Source organism: Limnohabitans lacus (assembly GCF_030053395.1).
Classification (GTDB): Bacteria; Pseudomonadota; Gammaproteobacteria; order Burkholderiales; family Burkholderiaceae_C; genus Limnohabitans_A; species Limnohabitans_A lacus.
On record NZ_JASGBH010000008.1, the window covers coordinates 118,971 to 135,371 of the forward strand.

A 16,401-nucleotide genomic window follows, 5' to 3' on the forward strand; every position below is an offset into this window, starting at 1 on the left:
GGCCCCATGAATTCACTCGATGGCATCCGCGTTCTCGACCTGTCCCGCGTATTGGCAGGCCCTTGGTGTACACAAACGTTGGCCGACCTTGGCGCCGACGTGATCAAGATCGAACGCCCCGGCAGTGGCGACGACACCCGCAGCTGGGGGCCGCCCTTCTTGAAAGACGCCCAAGGGCAAGACACGGCCGAAGCCGCGTACTACTTGGGCGCCAACCGCAACAAACGCTCGGTCACCTGCGACATCGCCCAGCCCGAAGGCCAGGCCATGATCCGCGAATTGGTCAAGCACTGCCATGTGTTTGTTGAAAACTTCAAAGTGGGTGACATGGCCCGTTACGGCTTGGACTTTGCCAGCCTGAGTGCCATCAACCCACGGCTGGTGTATTGCAGCGTGACCGGTTTTGGCCAGACCGGCCCCTACCGCGAGCGTGCAGGTTACGACTACGCCGTTCAAGGCATTGGCGGCTTGATGAGTGTGACCGGCGAGCGCGATGACCTGGGCGGCGGCCCGCAAAAGGTGGGCGTGGCGGTGGCAGACCTGTTCACCGGCATGTACGCCACGGTTTCCATCTTGGCAGCCCTGCGCCACGCCGAGCGCACGGGCGAAGGCCAGCACGTGGACATGGCCTTGCTCGACACCCAAGTGGCGATGCTGGCCAATCTGGGCTCCAACTACCTGGTCAGTGGCAAGGTGCCGGGCCGCGCTGGCAACGCCCACCAAAACATCGTGCCTTACCAAGTGTTTGAAGTGCAAGCCCCTGAAGGCTCCGCACCAGGTACACGTGACCACCTGATTCTGGCTGTGGGCAACGACGGTCAATTTGCCAAATTCTGCGCGGTAGCCGGTCGGCCCGAGATTGCCCAAGACCCGCGCTATGCCTTGAATGCGGACCGGGTGCGTCACCGCGCCGAGTTGGTGCCTCTGCTGGAAGCCATCATGCTCACCCGCACCAAAGCCCAATGGTTGCCCGCGCTGGAAGCCGCCAAAGTCCCTTGTGGCGCGATCAACCACTTGGGTGAGGTGTTTGAAGACCCGCAGGTGCGCGAACGAGGCATGGTCACCGACTGGGTTCACCCCGTCAAACCCGATTTGCGCTTGGTGTCCAGCCCCATCAAGATGAGCCGCACCCCGGTGCGCCAAGACTTGCCGCCGCCCATGCTGGGCCAACACACCCAAGAAGTGCTGACCGAAGTGCTGGGCTGGTCGACCGAACAGCTGGGGCCCTTGCGCGGCAAAGGGGTGATTTGATGGCCCACTTCCTTCTGGTCCATGGCGCCTGGCATGGCGCTTGGTGCTGGCAGCGGGTGTTGACGCCTTTGATTCAAGCAGGGCACCGCGCCCATGCCGTCACTTTGACAGGGGTAGGCGAGCGCTCGCATTTGCTTCGTCCGGGCATTGACTTGGAGACGCATATCCAAGATGTGATGTCGGCCATGGATGCCGAGGAAATGGACGGTGTGGTCTTGGTGGTGCACTCCTATGCCGGCATGATTGGCACCGCCGTGGCAGACCGCCGACCCGAGCGCCTTCGTCATCTGGTCTATTTGGATGCTGTTTTGCCTGCGCCTGGCGAAAGCTGGAGCAGCACCCATGCACCTGAAACCCGCGCGGCACGCATGGCTGCATCTCAGGCAGACCCTTTGCACAGTTTCCCTGCACCCGATCCGGCTGTTTTCGGCTTGTCCGGTGTTGACCACGCGTGGGTCGCTCGGCGCCAAACCCGGCATCCGGGCGGCCCCTATGCGCAGGTGCTGAACTTTGAACCCCAGAGGGTGGCGTCAGTGGCGCGCACCTTCATCAACTGCACACAGCCACCCTTGGCCACGATCGATGTCAGCCGGCAACGCATGCTGGATCCGCAGTTTTGGGACGGCCATTGGCTGCCCGGCTCACGGGTTTTGGACATGCACACCGGCCACGACCCCATGGTCAGCGCCCCCGAGGAGCTGACCCGTTTGCTGATGGACTGCACGCGCTGAGCTGGCGGTGCTCAGCGCAACGGGCCCACGTCTGACCTCATGACGCAATGCCCCAAGGGTTCACGGCCATGCCCTTGGCCTTAAACTCTTGGCGATGATGCAATTGAACTTTTCACGGAATTGGCGGCTTTTTTCAAACCGCTTGTGCTTTTGGCTGAGCGCCTTGACTCTGGTCAGCCTGCTGAGCGCTTGCGCTTCAGACCGCGCGCCCGAATCTTCATACGTTTTGCTCGATGGCTCGAAAATCTCCACGTCGCAATTGCAAGGCAAAGTATTTTTGGTGAATTTCTGGGCCACCAGCTGCACCACTTGTGTGGCCGAAATGCCCGAATTGATCGCCACCCACAACAAATTCAAGGAGCGGGGATTTGAAACCCTGGCCGTGGCCATGAGCTACGACCCACCGAGCTATGTGGTGAACTTTGCCCAAACCCGCCAACTGCCTTTCAAAGTGGCCATTGATAACACGGGGGCGGCCGCCAAGGCCTGGGGCGAGATTCAACTGACGCCCACCACGTTTGTGGTCAACAAACGCGGTGAGATCGTCAAACGGTATGTCGGCACACCCAACTTCAGCGAACTGCACCAACTGATCGAGCAATTGCTGAGTGCATCCTGAACGGGCATGGCGCCTCGTTCAGGCAAAGGCTTCAGTCTTTTCTGAAAGTGTCGTGGCAAGCTTTGCAGCTTGCGGCAGCTGGACCAAAGGCCGCTTTGAGCGCGTCCACATTGCCCGCTTTGGCCGCCACATTGAGTTTGCCAATTTCAGCTTGCATCTTGTCCGATGCTTCCTTGAATTTGGCTGCATCCTTCCAGATTTCAGGCTTGGCTCGGGTTTCGCCTTTGTCTGTGCCTTCGCCAAAGGCTGCCCAAGGCAATTTGGCCAATGCAGCCACCAAGTCTGCGTTCTCCACAGCGGCTTTGGCGTCATAAGGCGCCCGGCCACTGGCCATGGCACCCAAACGACCGAAATGCGCGCCCATCACCGTGAAGCTGGCTTTTCGGTATTTGACCGCGTCTTCGGGTTTGGCAAATTGCGCATGGGCTGGCACGCTCGCGGCCAGTGTCATGCACACTGCGGCAGTCACTTGAATCAGATTTTTCATGGCGTCTCCAATAGGTCTGGGTTGGCGAATGTTGTGTTTACACTCGATTCAGTCTCGCACATTTCCAACAGGTCTGCATGAGTACCCCTTCCACCGTCACTGTTCGCATTTGGGATTTGCCCACACGCGTTTTTCACTGGGCCTTGGCCATCTGCGTCTTTTTACTGCTCATCACCGGCACGATGGGCGGCAATGCCATGACCTGGCATTTTCGTTTGGGCTATGCCGTGATGACGCTCTTGCTTTTCAGAATGGTTTGGGGGATCGTCGGTGGCCATTGGTCCCAATGGCGTCGTTTGCCCTTGAGTCCAAGCCTCATTAGGGCGTATCTGAAAGGTCGCTCTGACTTGGCCCATGTGGCAGGGCACAACCCCATGGGCTCATGGTCCGTGCTCGCCATGCTCTTCATTTTGATCTTGCAGGTGAGCTCAGGACTGGTGAGCGACGACGAGATTGCCAACGCAGGACCCTTGTCTTCACGGGTGTCTGGCGCTTGGGTGTCATTGGCCACCCAATGGCACAAATCACCGGGCAAGTGGATCATCGTCGCCTTGGTCGCATTGCATCTTCTGGCCATCCTTTGGTACCGTTGGCGCAAGGGTCAGTCGCTGATGGGCCCCATGTGGCATGGCGACAAACAATTACCTCGAGGCCTTTCCCAATCAGTCGATAACTGGTCCACTCGACTGGGAGCCATCGTTATCCTTGGGCTTTGCGCCACTGGGGTTGGGTACGTGATCGGCTTGGGCAGTTGACCCTTTCCCTCCTCCTTTGGCTCGCCTGGTACAGAAGCTACACTGGTCACACTTTCATTTTTTCCTGTCTATCTTGGAAACGCCATCCGTTCAATTGCTTGCACCTCAATCGACCACCGACTGGGCAGAGGTTCGCAGCATCTTCGTTGAATACGCTCAGTCACTCCCTGTGGACTTGGACTTTCAAGGCTTCGATGCTGAACTGGCGGATCTGCCAGGCGAGTATGCCGATCCTCGGGGAGCATTGTTGCTGGCCTGGGTCGACGGAGTGGTTGCAGGCTGCTGCGCACTACGGCCTCTGGATGCATCTGACTACAGCAATGCGGCAGAAATGAAGCGCTTGTACGTTCGCCCCCCCTTTCGCGGTTTGCGTCTGGGCAGGCAGCTCACTGAAGCCATTTTGGATGCTGCACGAAGCCGCGCTTACAGCTGCGTTTTGCTCGACACCTTGGACGACATGGAATCGGCTCGGGCCTTGTATGAGGACTTAGGATTCGAGGAAATTCCGCCTTACTATCACAACCCCTATGCAGGGGCCCATTACCTCAAAGTCGAGATCGATTGACCTTGAAAGACGCGCATAAAAAAGGAGGCTTCAGCCTCCTTTTTTTCTGTCATCTCAGCATCAAGCTTTGGCTTGCGCGAGCAGGGTTGCCGCATCGCTCACTTCAAACTTGCCAGGACCTTCGATGTTGAGGGTCGCCACTTTGCCATCTTTGACGAGCATGGAATAGCGGTTGCTGCGCAAGCCCATGCCACGGCTGGTCAGGTCCAGCGTCAGGCCTGTGGCTTTGGTGAAGTCAGCGCTGCCATCGGCCAGCATGCGCACTTTGGTGCCGGTTTTCTGATCACGCGCCCATGCCCCCATGACGAATGCATCGTTGACGCTGACGCACCAGATCTCGTCCACACCTGCGGCTTGCAGGGCGTCAAAACCTTCCACGTAACCGGGCACGTGTTTGGCTGAACATGTAGGTGTGAATGCACCGGGCAAAGCAAACAAGGCGATGGTCTTGCCTGCGCTGGCCTTGGCCACGTCCACGGGGTTAGGGCCGATGCTGCAGCCGTTGCCTTCCACTTCGACATATTCCATCAGCGTGGCAGCAGGCAGGGTGTCTCCAACTTTGATCATGTGAGCTCCATTCAAGTGATGGCCCTAGGGGGCCAGTTAAAAAAAAACGACCCACAATTGTGGGTCGTTTTCGAGAAGTTTGCTTGTGCTAAAGCTTTTGGGCTTAAACAGCAGCAGCCTTTTCAACCAGGCGCGTAGCGACCCAGTTCTTGGTCTTCGAAATCGGCTTGCTTTCAGTGATTTCGATCACGTCGCCCAGGTGAAATTCACCCTTTTCGTCGTGAGCATGGTATTTGCTCGACTTGGCCACGATCTTGCCATAGAGAGCGTGTTTCACACGACGCTCCACCAGCACGGTCACGGTCTTGGCGCGCTTGTCGCTGACCACCTTGCCAATCAAGGTGCGCTTGAGGGATGTTTTAGCTTCCGTCATGGTCACTCCTTACTTGGCGGCTTGCTTTTGGGCAAGGATGGTTTTGGCACGAGCGATGGCACGGCGAGTCTGGCTCAACGTACCGGTGTTGCCGAGTTGTTGCGTGGCTTTTTGCATGCGGAGACCAAAGTGGGCTTTTTGCAGCGCTTTGATTTCGTCTTTCACACCAGCAACGTCTTTTTGGCGCAGTTCAGCAGCTTTCATTTCTTCTATCTCCTGAATTACTGGCCGATCATGCGTGCCACGAAAGTGGTACGCAGGGGCAACTTGGCAGCGGCCAATTTAAAGGCTTCACGGGCCAACTCTTCAGGCACGCCCACGATTTCGTAGAGCACCTTACCGGGTTGGATCTCAGCCACGTAGTACTCGGGGTTACCTTTACCGTTACCCATACGCACTTCAGCAGGCTTGGTGGAAATCGGCTTATCAGGGAACACGCGAATCCAGATACGACCACCACGCTTGACGTGACGGGAAATCGCACGACGTGCGGCTTCGATCTGGCGGGCCGTCAAACGGCCGCGATCTGTGGACTTCAGACCGAAGTCACCGAACGCCACCGTGTTGCCACGGGTAGCGACGCCGGTGTTACGGCCTTTCTGTTCCTTGCGGAACTTTCTGCGAGCAGGTTGCAGCATGTTGTTACTCCTTATTGACCGTCAGCTGCTGCAGCTGGCGCGGCGACTGTGCGTACGCGCTTAACGGCGGGTTTGGCATCACCACCTGCACCGGCGGGCTTGTCGCTGCCATCGGTAGGTGCTGTGTTGGTGCCTGCGGGACGACGAGGGCCACCACGACGATCGCCTGTTGGGCGGTCGCCAGGACGGGCATCACGACGAGGACCACGTGGACGGCGCTCTTCTTCGGCACGTGGCTCAGCCAGTGCAGGAGCGTCATTGCGGCCCAGTGTGTCGCCTTTATAGACCCAGACCTTGACACCGATGATGCCGTAAGTGGTCTTGGCTTCGGAAGTGGCGTAGTCGATGTCAGCGCGCAGGGTGTGCAATGGCACACGACCTTCGCGATACCACTCGGTACGCGCAATTTCGATACCGTTCAGACGGCCAGCGGACATGATCTTGATGCCTTGGGCACCCAGACGCATGGCGTTTTGCATGGCACGCTTCATGGCGCGGCGGAACATGATCCGCTTTTCGAGCTGCTGAGTGATGCTGTCAGCGATCAGTTGAGCATCGATCTCGGGCTTGCGCACTTCTTCGATGTTCACTGCCACAGGCACACCCATGCGAACAGCGAGTTCTTTTTTCAAGCTCTCGATGTCTTCGCCTTTTTTACCGATCACCACACCTGGACGAGCCGAGAAAATGGTGATGCGGGCGCTCTTGGCTGGACGCTCGATCAGCACGCGGGAAACCGCGGCGTTCTTGAGCTTGGCCTTGAGGTACTCACGCACCTTGATGTCTTCGGCCAGCATGCCGGCGAAGTCTTTGTTGCTGGCGTACCAACGGCTTGCCCAGTTACGGCTGACAGCCAGGCGGAAACCGGTAGGATGGATTTTCTGTCCCATAGTTCTTCCTGATTAATTGCCGACCGTCACATACACATGGCATGTGGGCTTGCTGATACGGTTGCCACGGCCTTTGGCGCGGGCGGTGAAACGCTTGAGCGTGGTGCCTTGCTCGACGTAGATGGTTTTCACCTTCAACTCGTCGATGTCGGCGCCGTCGTTGTGCTCAGCGTTGGCAATAGCGGACTCGAGAACCTTCTTGACGATGCCCGCAGCTTTTTTCTGCGTGAAAGTCAAAATGTTCAGAGCTTGATCCACTTTTTTGCCGCGAATCAAATCGGCGACCAGGCGGCCTTTATCGACCGACAAACGGACGCCCCGGAGGACTGCACGTGTTTCCATGGTCTTTCCTTATTTCTTCTGGACTTTTTTGTCCGCAGGGTGACCCTTGAATGTGCGGGTCAATGCGAATTCGCCCAATTTGTGGCCAACCATCTGGTCAGTCACGTAAACAGGAACGTGTTGCTTGCCGTTGTGAACGGCGATGGTCAGACCGATGAACTCGGGCAGAACCATGGAGCGACGCGACCATGTTTTGACGGGCTTTTTATCTTTGGTGGCAACGGCTTTTTCAACCTTGGCCAACAAATGGTGGTCAACGAATGGACCTTTTTTGAGTGAACGAGTCATTGGCTACCCCTTACTTCTTACGACGCGACACGATCATGACCTGTGTGCGCTTGTTGTTACGGGTACGGTAGCCTTTGGTCAGGTTACCCCATGGGTCAACTGCATGACGGCCTTCACCGGTGCGACCTTCGCCACCGCCGTGTGGGTGATCCACAGGGTTCATGGCCACGCCGCGAACGGTTGGGCGAATACCCATCCAGCGCTTGACACCGGCTTTACCCAGTTGGCGCAGGCTGTGTTCTTCGTTGGCAACTTCACCAATGGTGGCACGGCACTCGATGTGGATCTTGCGAACTTCACCGGAGCGCATACGCACTTGGGCGTAGATGCCTTCGCGAGCCAGCAAGGTTGCCGAAGCACCAGCCGAGCGAGCGATCTGAGCACCAGCACCGGGCTTGAGCTCGATGCAGTGAATGGTCGAACCCACGGGGATGTTGCGGATCGGCAAGGTGTTGCCAGCGCGGATCGGGGCTTCAGCACCCGACAACAATGTTGCGCCCACTTCAATGCCACGTGGGGCAATGATGTAGCGGCGCTCACCGTCGGCGTAGCACAGCAAAGCGATGTGCGCGGTACGGTTTGGATCGTACTCAATGCGCTCAACTTTGGCCGGGATCGCGTCCTTGTTGCGTTTGAAGTCAACCACGCGGTAGTGATGCTTGTGACCACCGCCTTTGTGGCGAGTTGTGATGTGACCGTTGTTATTGCGGCCCGACTTCTGGTGCTGGGGTTCCAGCAACGGAGCGTAGGCTTCGCCTTTGTACAGGTGGTCACGGGTGACCTTCACCACGCCACGACGGCCTGGGGAGGTAGGTTTGATCTTGATGACAGCCATGATTACGCAGCCTCCCCAGACAGGTTCAGCTCTTGACCGGCTTTCAGCGTGACATAAGCCTTGCGAACGTTGTCGCGACGGCCAATGGTCTTGCCAAAACGCTTGGTCTTGCCCTTGGTGTTCACCACAGACACGCCTTTGACCTCAACCTTGAACATCAATTCCACAGCGGCTTTGATTTCAGGCTTGGTAGCGTCCTGCAGCACTTTGAATGTCACAGCGTTGGATTTCTCAGCAACCTGCGTGGCCTTTTCGGACACGATGGGAGCCACCAACACCGACATCAGACGACCTTCGTCAAACTTCACGGCGCTCATGCGAACATCTCCTTGAGTTTGTCCATGGCACCTTTGGTCACGAGGACTTTCTTGAAGTTCACCAAAGACACGGGATCGGCGTAACGTGGCTCAACAATCAGGATGTTGATCAGGTTGCGGGATGCCAGGTACAGGTTTTCGTCGACTTCGTCAGCGATCACCAGCACGTTGTCCAGGCTCATGGCCTTGAACTTGGCAGCCAGTGCCTTCGTTTTGGGGGTCTCGACTTTGAAGGAATCCACCACAGCCAGACGGCCTTCGCGGGCCAGCTGCGAGAAGATCGAAGCCATACCAGCGCGGTACATCTTCTTGTTGATCTTCTGGGTGAAGTTTTCGTCAGGCATGTTCGGGAAAATCCGACCGCCGCCACGCCACAAAGGCGAAGACGTCATACCAGCACGGGCGTTGCCTGTGCCTTTTTGCTTGAACGGCTTTTTGGTGGAGTGCTTGACCTGTTCACGGTCTTTTTGAGCACGGGTGCCTTGACGGGCGTTGGCCTGATAGGCCACCACGATCTGGTGGATCAGGGCTTCGTTGTATTCACGACCGAACACAGTTTCAGGCGCATCCACTTTGGAAGCGGCTTGACCTTGGTCGTTCAGGAGTTCGAGCTGCATCAGTTCGCTCCTTTAGCTTTAACGGCGGGACGCACAGTCACGAAACCACCTTTGGAACCGGGAATAGCACCCTTGATCATCAACAGACCACGGGCTTCGTCGACGCGGACCACGGCCAGGTTCTGGGTGGTGCAAGTGACATCACCGAGGTGACCCGACATTTTCTTGCCAGGGAACACGCGGCCAGGATCTTGCGCCATCGAAATCGAACCAGGCACGTTGTGCGAACGGCTGTTACCGTGCGATGCGCGCTGCGATTTGAAGTTGTGACGCTTGATGGTGCCGGTGAAGCCCTTACCGATGGATGTGCCCTGCACGTCCACTTTTTGGCCCACGGCAAACACTGCAGCCACAGGCACAGTAGCGCCTGCGGCGTACTGGGCGGCCGTGTCAGCGGTCACGCGGAATTCTTGAATAATTTCACCGGCTTCGACGCCGGCTTTGGCCAGGTGACCAGCGATAGGCTTGGTCACACGCGATGCCTTGCGGGCACCAAATGTCACTTGCAAAGCGACATAGCCATCGTTCTCTTGGGTTTTGACCTGGGATACGCGGTTGTTAGAAACATCCACCACTGTGACAGGCACTGCGTCCCCATCATCAGTGAACAGACGCATCATGCCCACCTTGCGACCCAGCAACCCGAGGGAGTTGCTCAGACTCATTGTTTTCTCCAAAACTTCCACCGTGACCACTTCAATTGGCAGGCACGTTTTTGCGTGAAAGACTGTTAATAAATCTCACCCCAAATCGGAGTGAGCCTGAAATTATAGCCCGCCTCACCATTTCTGGCAAGTCAGGCTATTTTTCAAGTGATTTGGGTGACTCTGGATCACCCCAAACCGCATTACTGCAGCTTGATTTCGACGTCCACGCCAGCGGGCAGATCGAGTTTCATCAAGGCATCCACAGTTTTATCTGTAGGGTCCACGATGTCCATCAAACGCTGGTGCGTGCGAATTTCCAACTGGTCACGGCTGGTCTTGTTGACGTGAGGTGAACGCAGGATGTCGAAACGCTTCATGCGGGTTGGCAATGGCACGGGGCCCTTGACAATCGCGCCGGTGCGCTTGGCAGTGTCCACGATCTCAGCAGCAGACTGGTCGATCAGTTTGTAGTCAAACGCCTTCAGGCGAATGCGGATTTTTTGCTTGGATGACATGTCAATTCCTTGTGGTGAGTGTTCTGATGACAGCGCGCAAAGGCCAGGCCTTTGCGCCACTGATCCACAAAAAATTAAGCGATGATCTTGGCAACCACGCCAGCGCCGACGGTACGGCCGCCTTCGCGGATAGCGAAACGCAGACCTTCTTCCATGGCGATGGGGTTGATCAACTTCACAGTGATCGACACGTTGTCACCAGGCATCACCATCTCTTTGCCTTCTGGCAATTCGATCGCGCCGGTCACGTCAGTCGTACGGAAGTAGAACTGAGGGCGGTAGTTGTTGAAGAAAGGCGTGTGACGGCCACCTTCGTCTTTGGACAAGACATAGATCTCGCCCGTGAAGTGGGTGTGGGGCTTGATCGAGCCGGGCTTGCACAGCACTTGGCCGCGCTCGACGTCTTCGCGCTTGGTGCCGCGCAACAAGATACCGACGTTGTCGCCAGCTTGACCTTGGTCCAGCAGCTTGCGGAACATCTCAACGCCTGTGCAAGTGGTCTTGACGGTGTCTTTGATACCCACGATTTCGATTTCTTCGCCGACTTTGACGATACCGCGCTCGATACGGCCAGTCACCACAGTGCCGCGACCAGAGATCGAGAACACGTCTTCCACGGGCATCAAGAATGCACCGTCCACTGCGCGGTCAGGCGTAGGGATGTATGTGTCCAAAGCTTCGGCCAACTTGAAGATGGCTTGCTCGCCCAGAGGACCTTTGTCGCCTTCCAGAGCCAGCTTGGCGGAACCTTGCACGATGGGGGTGTCGTCGCCTGGGAAGTCGTACTTGGACAACAACTCGCGAACTTCCATCTCGACCAGTTCCAACAACTCAGCGTCGTCAACCATGTCGCACTTGTTCAGGAACACGATGATGTAAGGCACGCCCACTTGACGAGCCAACAAGATGTGCTCGCGGGTCTGAGGCATAGGGCCGTCAGCAGCGGAGCAAACCAAAATAGCGCCGTCCATCTGAGCAGCGCCAGTGATCATGTTCTTCACATAGTCAGCGTGGCCAGGGCAGTCCACGTGAGCGTAGTGACGGTTTTCTGTTTCGTACTCAACGTGAGCGGTGTTGATCGTGATACCACGAGCTTTTTCTTCGGGCGCTGCGTCGATCTGGTCGTACGCTTTGGCAGCACCGCCGAACTTGGCAGCCAACACGGTGGTGATGGCAGCAGTCAGTGTGGTCTTGCCGTGGTCAACGTGACCGATGGTGCCGACGTTGACGTGCGGTTTGGTCCGTTCGAATTTTTCCTTAGCCATTTTTCAATCCTTAAAAAGAGCAATGCCCGTGTGTTGGTTTTATGTTTGCATCAGGTTGCTGGATCACTCCGCACGGGCACAGAGTGGCACTTGATCGCAGACAGTTTTTGAATCACTGACAAGTCATCCTGATGACTCAGGATGACTCAGAAGCATTTACTTGGCACGTGCCGCAACAATGGCTTCTGCCACGTTGCGAGGTGCTTCAGCGTAGTGCTTGAATTCCATCGTGTAAGTTGCACGACCTTGCGACATAGAGCGCAGGGTGGTCGAGTAACCGAACATTTCGGACAAGGGGACTTCGGCCTTGATGGCTTTGCCGCCACCGACCATGTCGTCCATACCCTGGACCATGCCACGGCGTGAGGACAAGTCACCCATCACGTTACCAGCGTAGTCTTCAGGTGTTTCAACTTCCACGGCCATCATGGGTTCCAAGATGACGGGGTTGGCTTTGCGGCAACCTTCTTTGAAACCAAAGATGGCGGCCATCTTGAAGGCCATTTCGTTAGAGTCCACATCGTGGTACGAACCGAAGTGCAAAGTGACCTTGACGTCCACTACGGGGTAGCCGGCCAACACGCCTTGACCCAAAGCTTCGATCACGCCTTTTTCCACCGCAGGGATGTATTCGCGAGGAACCACACCGCCCTTGATGGCGTCGACGAATTCAAAACCTTTGCCGGGTTCTTGAGGCTCAACTTTCAGCACCACGTGGCCGTATTGACCCTTACCACCGGACTGACGCACGAACTTGCCTTCGGCTTCGTCCACGGTCTTGCGGATGGTTTCGCGGTAAGCCACTTGAGGCTTGCCCACGTTGGCTTCCACACCGAATTCACGCTTCATGCGGTCAACGATGATCTCCAGGTGCAATTCGCCCTGACCACCAATGATGGTCTGGCCGGATTCTTCGTCGGTTTGCACGCGGAAAGATGGATCTTCAGCGGCCAGACGCGACAGGGCCATGCCCATTTTTTCCTGGTCGGCTTTGGACTTGGGTTCCACGGCCTGACGGATCACGGAGTCAGGGAACACCATGCGTTCCAAAGTGATCACCGAGTTGGGATCACACAAGGTCTCACCGGTGGTCACGTCTTTCAAGCCCACGCATGCGGCGATGTCACCAGCGCGGATTTCGTCGACTTCTTCTCGGTTGTTGGCGTGCATCTGCACGATACGACCGATACGTTCTTTCTTGCCGCGCACGGCGTTGTACACGGTGTCGCCCTTTTTCAGAACGCCGGAGTACACGCGCACGAAAGTCAACTGGCCCACAAAGGGGTCGGTCATCAACTTGAATGCCAAAGCGGAGAATTTCTCTTCGTCGTCGGCCTTGCGAGTAACTTCTTTTTCTTCTTCGTCGAAGCCTTTGATGGCTTTCACGTCGAGGGGCGAAGGCATCAGTTCGATCACGGCGTCCAGCATGCGTTGCACGCCTTTGTTCTTGAACGCGGTACCGCACAGCATGGGCTGGATTTCACCAGCGATGGTGCGCACGCGCAGACCGTGGGTGATTTCTTCTTCGGTCAAGTCGCCTTCTTCGAGGTACTTGTTCATCAGGTCTTCCGACGCTTCGGCAGCGGCTTCAACCATCTTCTCGCGCCATTCTTTGGCGGTCTCGACCAAGTCGGCCGGGATTTCTTCGAAGTTGAACTTCATGCCCTGGGAAGCCTCGTCCCAGATGATGGCCTTCATCTTGCGCAGATCGACCACGCCAGTGAAGTTTTCTTCAGCGCCAATTGGGATCACGACGGGCACGGGGTTGGCCTTCAGGCGCAACTTCATTTGCTCGACAACTTTGAAGAAGTTGGCGCCGGTACGGTCCATCTTGTTCACGAAGGCCAAACGTGGCACTTTGTACTTGTTCGCCTGACGCCACACGGTTTCAGACTGGGGTTGCACGCCGCCCACAGCACAGTAGACCATGCAAGCGCCGTCCAGCACGCGCATCGAACGCTCCACTTCAATGGTGAAGTCCACGTGTCCGGGGGTGTCAATGATGTTGATGCGGTGCTCAGGGAAGGAGTTGTCCATACCCTTCCAGAAGCAGGTGGTCGCAGCCGAGGTGATGGTGATACCACGCTCTTGCTCTTGCTCCATCCAGTCCATGGTGGCAGCGCCGTCGTGCACTTCACCAATCTTGTGGTTCACGCCGGTATAAAAAAGGATACGCTCAGTCGTCGTGGTCTTGCCGGCGTCGATGTGAGCCGAGATACCAATGTTGCGATAGCGCTCGATGGGGGTAGTGCGAGCCATTTATTTCTCCAATGATTAAGTACCAAAGCCCGCGACCCCAAAGGGACCAGCGGGCTGGCTTCTGAGAGTGTCGGGCTTCTTTGTGAAGCCCTTGTGAATCAGAAGCGGAAGTGCGAGAACGCCTTGTTGGCTTCGGCCATGCGGTGAACTTCGTCACGCTTTTTCATGGCACCGCCGCGGCCTTCGTTGGCCTCGAGCAATTCGTTGGCCAAACGCAGGGCCATGGACTTCTCACCGCGCTTGCGAGCGGCTTCTTTGATCCAGCGCATCGACAAGGCCAAGCGACGTACAGGGCGCACTTCAACAGGCACCTGGTAGTTCGCACCACCCACGCGGCGGGATTTCACTTCCACCATGGGCTTGACGTTGTTGATGGCGATGGAGAAGAGTTCCACAGGGTCTTTGCCTGTTTTCTTTTCCATGGTGTCCAGAGCGCCGTAAATGATGCGTTCTGCGACCGCTTTTTTGCCGCCTTCCATGATCACGTTCATGAATTTGGACAACTCGACATTGCCGAACTTGGGATCCGGCAGGATTTCACGTTTAGGGACTTCGCGACGACGTGGCATATTTCACCTCATATTGCTTCAGTTGGTATCTTTTCAGACACCGCGAGCGTTAATCAAAACACTCACTTACTCGACCCACCTGGACAATTCCGGGCTTCGGGTCACTTCGCTGAATCACCGCGCCACGCGGGAAACAGCACCGAAAAATTTCAACCCGAGAGGGCTTACTTGGCCTTTGGCTTCTTCGCGCCGTACTTGGAGCGAGACTGCTTGCGGTCTTTCACGCCTTGCAAGTCCAAAGAACCGCGGACGATGTGGTAACGCACACCTGGCAAGTCTTTGACACGACCGCCGCGCACCAGAACCACCGAGTGTTCTTGCAGGTTGTGGCCTTCACCGCCGATGTAGGAGATGACCTCAAAACCGTTGGTCAAGCGCACTTTGGCAACTTTACGCAGAGCGGAGTTAGGCTTTTTAGGCGTTGTGGTGTACACACGGGTGCAGACACCACGACGCTGTGGAGAGTTTTGCATCGCAGGGCTTTTGGACTTGATCGTTTCGACCTCGCGCCCCTGACGCACCAATTGATTGATGGTTGGCATTTTAAAAAACGTCCCTAAACGTTTGGATTAGACAAAAGAAACTTCCCCGCCCCAAAAGCGGAAAAGCCCACCAGTATAACCGTCTGGTGGGCTTGTGGCAAGTTATCCACAGCCGGGGCATCCAGCAATGCCCTGGAACTCACTTGATCCAGAGGCGCAAGGCGTCCCAGGCTCGCCCCAAAACACCCGCTTGCTCAACCCCTTCCAGGGCAAACAAGGGCACGTCCAGCAGCGGCTGATCGCCCCGCAAGACTTTGACAGCACCCACGGCTTGGCCTTTGGCAAAAGGGGCCACCAAGGGATCCGGGCGGACCAGTTGGGTTTTGAGCTGGGATGCACTGCCCGCTGGAACGGCCACCACCAAGGGGGTAAAAGTGCCCAACTTGAGCACATTGGCCTGGCCTTTCCAGACAGCCGGCGTGGCCACAGCCTGGTTGGCTTCAAAAAGTTTGACTGCATCAAAGGCGGTGTACCCCCAATTGAGCAGCTTTTGGCTTTCATTCGCACGGGCGTTTTCACTGTCGGTGCCCACCACGATCGACAGCAGGCGGCGCGCGCCCACATTGGGAAAGTCACGCTTGGCCGTGGCCACCAGGCAATAGCCCGCATTCTGGGTGTGGCCTGTGGCGAGCCCGTCGACTGTGGGATCGCGGAACAAGAGCAAGTTGCGGTTGGACTCGTTGGCCGCTGGCGTGCCGGGGTAGCGGTACTTTTTAATCGCAAAGTACGTCTGTTGTTCTGGGAAGTCGCGCATCAGGCGGGTGGCCAAGATGCTCAGGTCCCGCACCGAGGTGGTGTGGCCTGGTGCCGCCTGCCCCTCGGGGTTCATGTAGCGTGTTTGCTTCATGCCCAGCACTTTGGCTTGGTCGTTCATCATTTGCACGAAACGCTCTGCACTGCCGCCTACACCCTCGGCCAGGGCCATGGTGGCGTCGTTGCCGGACTGCACGACCATGCCTTTGACCAGGTCTTCCACGGGCACTTTCATCTTGGGGTCGATGAACATGCGGGAGCCAGGCATCTTCGAAGCACGTTCAGACACAGGCAAAGTCTGTTTGAGGCTGATCTTGCCGGACCTGAGCGCATCAAAGACCAGATAGGCCGTCATCAACTTGGTCAAAGAAGCGGGTTCGACCGCCGTATCCGGGTCTTTGGCCGCGAGCACCTGGTTGGCGGTGACGTCCAGCAGCAAATAGGCCTTGGCCGCTACGTCCGGGGCCTGTGGCATTTGAGCTCTGGCCACAAGTGAGGCCACGCCCCAAGCCAAAACGAACAATGTTTGAATCAATCGTTTCATGGTTTCCGTCTTGCCCCCAGGAAAGGCCCGCT

The 16,401-nt window shown here is 56.9% G+C and carries 23 protein-coding genes; 5 read left to right on the top strand and 18 right to left on the bottom strand.

What is annotated here, in order from left to right; translation table 11 throughout:
• Positions 1–6: 6 nt before the first annotated feature.
• The 3 genes from QLQ16_RS11705 to QLQ16_RS11715 all read left to right on the top strand — a co-directional run bounded on the left by QLQ16_RS11705 (position 7) and on the right by QLQ16_RS11715 (position 2,601).
• Positions 7–1,251, top strand: a complete 1,245-nt coding sequence (locus QLQ16_RS11705) for a CaiB/BaiF CoA transferase family protein (RefSeq protein ID WP_283224858.1) — start codon at positions 7–9, stop codon at positions 1,249–1,251.
• Positions 1,251–1,982 carry an alpha/beta fold hydrolase gene (locus QLQ16_RS11710; RefSeq protein WP_283224859.1) on the top strand — a complete coding sequence of 244 codons (732 nt, stop codon included), beginning with the start codon at positions 1,251–1,253 and terminating at the stop codon, positions 1,980–1,982. Before QLQ16_RS11705 ends, QLQ16_RS11710 begins: the two co-directional genes overlap by 1 nt.
• A gap of 97 nt (positions 1,983–2,079) precedes the next feature.
• Complete coding sequence (locus tag QLQ16_RS11715; RefSeq protein WP_431310414.1) at positions 2,080–2,601, top strand: TlpA disulfide reductase family protein; 522 nt, start codon at positions 2,080–2,082, stop codon at positions 2,599–2,601.
• A 31-nt stretch (positions 2,602–2,632) separates the two neighbouring features.
• Here the strand turns inward: QLQ16_RS11715 and QLQ16_RS11720 are convergent, their stop codons facing one another.
• On the bottom strand, positions 2,633–3,088 hold the full coding sequence (locus QLQ16_RS11720; RefSeq protein ID WP_283224860.1) for a c-type cytochrome: 456 nt from the start codon (positions 3,086–3,088) through the stop codon (positions 2,633–2,635).
• A gap of 77 nt (positions 3,089–3,165) precedes the next feature.
• Here QLQ16_RS11720 and QLQ16_RS11725 point away from each other — a divergent pair, with 77 nt between their 5' ends.
• Complete coding sequence (locus tag QLQ16_RS11725) at positions 3,166–3,843, top strand: cytochrome b/b6 domain-containing protein (RefSeq protein ID WP_283224861.1); 678 nt, start codon at positions 3,166–3,168, stop codon at positions 3,841–3,843.
• A gap of 73 nt (positions 3,844–3,916) precedes the next feature.
• The gene (locus QLQ16_RS11730) at positions 3,917–4,408 is read left to right on the top strand and encodes a GNAT family N-acetyltransferase (RefSeq protein ID WP_283224862.1); all 492 of its coding nucleotides are present in this window, start codon (positions 3,917–3,919) and stop codon (positions 4,406–4,408) included.
• Positions 4,409–4,468: 60 nt separating this feature from the next.
• On the opposite strand, the gene QLQ16_RS11735 is transcribed toward QLQ16_RS11730, so the two are convergent.
• The 17 genes from QLQ16_RS11735 to QLQ16_RS11815 all read right to left on the bottom strand — a co-directional run bounded on the left by QLQ16_RS11735 (position 4,469) and on the right by QLQ16_RS11815 (position 16,369).
• Positions 4,469–4,975 carry a peroxiredoxin gene (locus QLQ16_RS11735; protein ID WP_283224863.1) on the bottom strand — a complete coding sequence of 169 codons (507 nt, stop codon included), beginning with the start codon at positions 4,973–4,975 and terminating at the stop codon, positions 4,469–4,471.
• A 103-nt stretch (positions 4,976–5,078) separates the two neighbouring features.
• On the bottom strand, positions 5,079–5,348 hold the full coding sequence (gene rpsQ / locus QLQ16_RS11740) for a 30S ribosomal protein S17 (RefSeq protein ID WP_108326813.1): 270 nt from the start codon (positions 5,346–5,348) through the stop codon (positions 5,079–5,081).
• 9 nt (positions 5,349–5,357) lie between these two features.
• Positions 5,358–5,552, bottom strand: coding sequence for a 50S ribosomal protein L29 (rpmC, locus tag QLQ16_RS11745; protein WP_283224864.1), 195 nt, complete (start codon positions 5,550–5,552; stop codon positions 5,358–5,360).
• 17 nt (positions 5,553–5,569) lie between these two features.
• Positions 5,570–5,986 carry a 50S ribosomal protein L16 gene (rplP, locus tag QLQ16_RS11750; protein WP_019426900.1) on the bottom strand — a complete coding sequence of 139 codons (417 nt, stop codon included), beginning with the start codon at positions 5,984–5,986 and terminating at the stop codon, positions 5,570–5,572.
• A gap of 11 nt (positions 5,987–5,997) precedes the next feature.
• Positions 5,998–6,876 (bottom strand): 30S ribosomal protein S3, encoded by an 879-nt coding sequence (rpsC, locus tag QLQ16_RS11755; RefSeq protein ID WP_283224865.1) that lies wholly within the window; start codon positions 6,874–6,876, stop codon positions 5,998–6,000.
• A gap of 12 nt (positions 6,877–6,888) precedes the next feature.
• Positions 6,889–7,218 (bottom strand): 50S ribosomal protein L22, encoded by a 330-nt coding sequence (gene rplV, locus QLQ16_RS11760; protein ID WP_019426902.1) that lies wholly within the window; start codon positions 7,216–7,218, stop codon positions 6,889–6,891.
• Between the two features lie 9 nt (positions 7,219–7,227).
• On the bottom strand, positions 7,228–7,506 hold the full coding sequence (gene rpsS, locus QLQ16_RS11765) for a 30S ribosomal protein S19 (protein WP_005796963.1): 279 nt from the start codon (positions 7,504–7,506) through the stop codon (positions 7,228–7,230).
• Positions 7,507–7,516: 10 nt separating this feature from the next.
• Positions 7,517–8,341, bottom strand: coding sequence for a 50S ribosomal protein L2 (gene rplB / locus QLQ16_RS11770; RefSeq protein WP_283224866.1), 825 nt, complete (start codon positions 8,339–8,341; stop codon positions 7,517–7,519).
• Positions 8,342–8,343: 2 nt separating this feature from the next.
• Entirely contained in the window at positions 8,344–8,658 is a 315-nt protein-coding gene (gene rplW / locus QLQ16_RS11775) for a 50S ribosomal protein L23 (RefSeq protein WP_108326810.1), read from the bottom strand.
• Positions 8,655–9,275, bottom strand: coding sequence for a 50S ribosomal protein L4 (gene rplD, locus QLQ16_RS11780; RefSeq protein WP_283224867.1), 621 nt, complete (start codon positions 9,273–9,275; stop codon positions 8,655–8,657). The genes rplW and rplD overlap by 4 nt, the downstream gene beginning before the upstream one ends.
• Positions 9,275–9,940: a 50S ribosomal protein L3 gene (rplC, locus tag QLQ16_RS11785; RefSeq protein ID WP_283224868.1), complete on the bottom strand. Its 666-nt coding sequence runs from the start codon at positions 9,938–9,940 to the stop codon at positions 9,275–9,277. Before rplC ends, rplD begins: the two co-directional genes overlap by 1 nt.
• Positions 9,941–10,122: 182 nt before the next feature.
• Positions 10,123–10,437 (bottom strand): 30S ribosomal protein S10, encoded by a 315-nt coding sequence (gene rpsJ / locus QLQ16_RS11790; RefSeq protein WP_019426908.1) that lies wholly within the window; start codon positions 10,435–10,437, stop codon positions 10,123–10,125.
• A 74-nt stretch (positions 10,438–10,511) separates the two neighbouring features.
• Positions 10,512–11,702, bottom strand: coding sequence for an elongation factor Tu (gene tuf, locus QLQ16_RS11795; RefSeq protein WP_283224766.1), 1,191 nt, complete (start codon positions 11,700–11,702; stop codon positions 10,512–10,514).
• Positions 11,703–11,858: 156 nt separating this feature from the next.
• Positions 11,859–13,961: an elongation factor G gene (gene fusA, locus QLQ16_RS11800; RefSeq protein ID WP_283224869.1), complete on the bottom strand. Its 2,103-nt coding sequence runs from the start codon at positions 13,959–13,961 to the stop codon at positions 11,859–11,861.
• Between the two features lie 98 nt (positions 13,962–14,059).
• Positions 14,060–14,530 carry a 30S ribosomal protein S7 gene (gene rpsG, locus QLQ16_RS11805; RefSeq protein ID WP_053172830.1) on the bottom strand — a complete coding sequence of 157 codons (471 nt, stop codon included), beginning with the start codon at positions 14,528–14,530 and terminating at the stop codon, positions 14,060–14,062.
• A gap of 164 nt (positions 14,531–14,694) precedes the next feature.
• Complete coding sequence (gene rpsL, locus QLQ16_RS11810) at positions 14,695–15,072, bottom strand: 30S ribosomal protein S12 (protein WP_011466063.1); 378 nt, start codon at positions 15,070–15,072, stop codon at positions 14,695–14,697.
• 139 nt (positions 15,073–15,211) lie between these two features.
• Complete coding sequence (locus QLQ16_RS11815; protein WP_283224870.1) at positions 15,212–16,369, bottom strand: D-alanyl-D-alanine carboxypeptidase family protein; 1,158 nt, start codon at positions 16,367–16,369, stop codon at positions 15,212–15,214.
• Positions 16,370–16,401 lie beyond the last annotated feature (32 nt).

What these genes read in the sequence shown, in the direction of transcription:
- QLQ16_RS11725 (WP_283224861.1), top strand. Translation starts at nt 3,166, where the DNA reads ATGAGTACCCCTTCCACCGTCACTGTTCGCATTTGGGATTTGCCCACA.
- tuf (WP_283224766.1), bottom strand. Translation starts at nt 11,702, where the DNA reads ATGGCTAAGGAAAAATTCGAACGGACCAAACCGCACGTCAACGTCGGC.
- QLQ16_RS11815 (WP_283224870.1), bottom strand. Translation starts at nt 16,369, where the DNA reads ATGAAACGATTGATTCAAACATTGTTCGTTTTGGCTTGGGGCGTGGCC.
- rplV (WP_019426902.1), bottom strand. Translation starts at nt 7,218, where the DNA reads ATGGAAACACGTGCAGTCCTCCGGGGCGTCCGTTTGTCGGTCGATAAA.
- rplD (WP_283224867.1), bottom strand. Translation starts at nt 9,275, where the DNA reads ATGCAGCTCGAACTCCTGAACGACCAAGGTCAAGCCGCTTCCAAAGTG.
- QLQ16_RS11715 (WP_431310414.1), top strand. Translation starts at nt 2,080, where the DNA reads ATGCAATTGAACTTTTCACGGAATTGGCGGCTTTTTTCAAACCGCTTG.
- QLQ16_RS11705 (WP_283224858.1), top strand. Translation starts at nt 7, where the DNA reads ATGAATTCACTCGATGGCATCCGCGTTCTCGACCTGTCCCGCGTATTG.
- rplC (WP_283224868.1), bottom strand. Translation starts at nt 9,940, where the DNA reads ATGAGTCTGAGCAACTCCCTCGGGTTGCTGGGTCGCAAGGTGGGCATG.
- rplP (WP_019426900.1), bottom strand. Translation starts at nt 5,986, where the DNA reads ATGCTGCAACCTGCTCGCAGAAAGTTCCGCAAGGAACAGAAAGGCCGT.
- rpsS (WP_005796963.1), bottom strand. Translation starts at nt 7,506, where the DNA reads ATGACTCGTTCACTCAAAAAAGGTCCATTCGTTGACCACCATTTGTTG.
- rpsQ (WP_108326813.1), bottom strand. Translation starts at nt 5,348, where the DNA reads ATGACGGAAGCTAAAACATCCCTCAAGCGCACCTTGATTGGCAAGGTG.
- rpsL (WP_011466063.1), bottom strand. Translation starts at nt 15,072, where the DNA reads ATGCCAACCATCAATCAATTGGTGCGTCAGGGGCGCGAGGTCGAAACG.
- rplB (WP_283224866.1), bottom strand. Translation starts at nt 8,341, where the DNA reads ATGGCTGTCATCAAGATCAAACCTACCTCCCCAGGCCGTCGTGGCGTG.
- rpsJ (WP_019426908.1), bottom strand. Translation starts at nt 10,437, where the DNA reads ATGTCATCCAAGCAAAAAATCCGCATTCGCCTGAAGGCGTTTGACTAC.
- QLQ16_RS11710 (WP_283224859.1), top strand. Translation starts at nt 1,251, where the DNA reads ATGGCCCACTTCCTTCTGGTCCATGGCGCCTGGCATGGCGCTTGGTGC.
- rpsC (WP_283224865.1), bottom strand. Translation starts at nt 6,876, where the DNA reads ATGGGACAGAAAATCCATCCTACCGGTTTCCGCCTGGCTGTCAGCCGT.
- rpmC (WP_283224864.1), bottom strand. Translation starts at nt 5,552, where the DNA reads ATGAAAGCTGCTGAACTGCGCCAAAAAGACGTTGCTGGTGTGAAAGAC.
- rplW (WP_108326810.1), bottom strand. Translation starts at nt 8,658, where the DNA reads ATGAGCGCCGTGAAGTTTGACGAAGGTCGTCTGATGTCGGTGTTGGTG.
- QLQ16_RS11735 (WP_283224863.1), bottom strand. Translation starts at nt 4,975, where the DNA reads ATGATCAAAGTTGGAGACACCCTGCCTGCTGCCACGCTGATGGAATAT.
- QLQ16_RS11720 (WP_283224860.1), bottom strand. Translation starts at nt 3,088, where the DNA reads ATGAAAAATCTGATTCAAGTGACTGCCGCAGTGTGCATGACACTGGCC.
- fusA (WP_283224869.1), bottom strand. Translation starts at nt 13,961, where the DNA reads ATGGCTCGCACTACCCCCATCGAGCGCTATCGCAACATTGGTATCTCG.
- rpsG (WP_053172830.1), bottom strand. Translation starts at nt 14,530, where the DNA reads ATGCCACGTCGTCGCGAAGTCCCTAAACGTGAAATCCTGCCGGATCCC.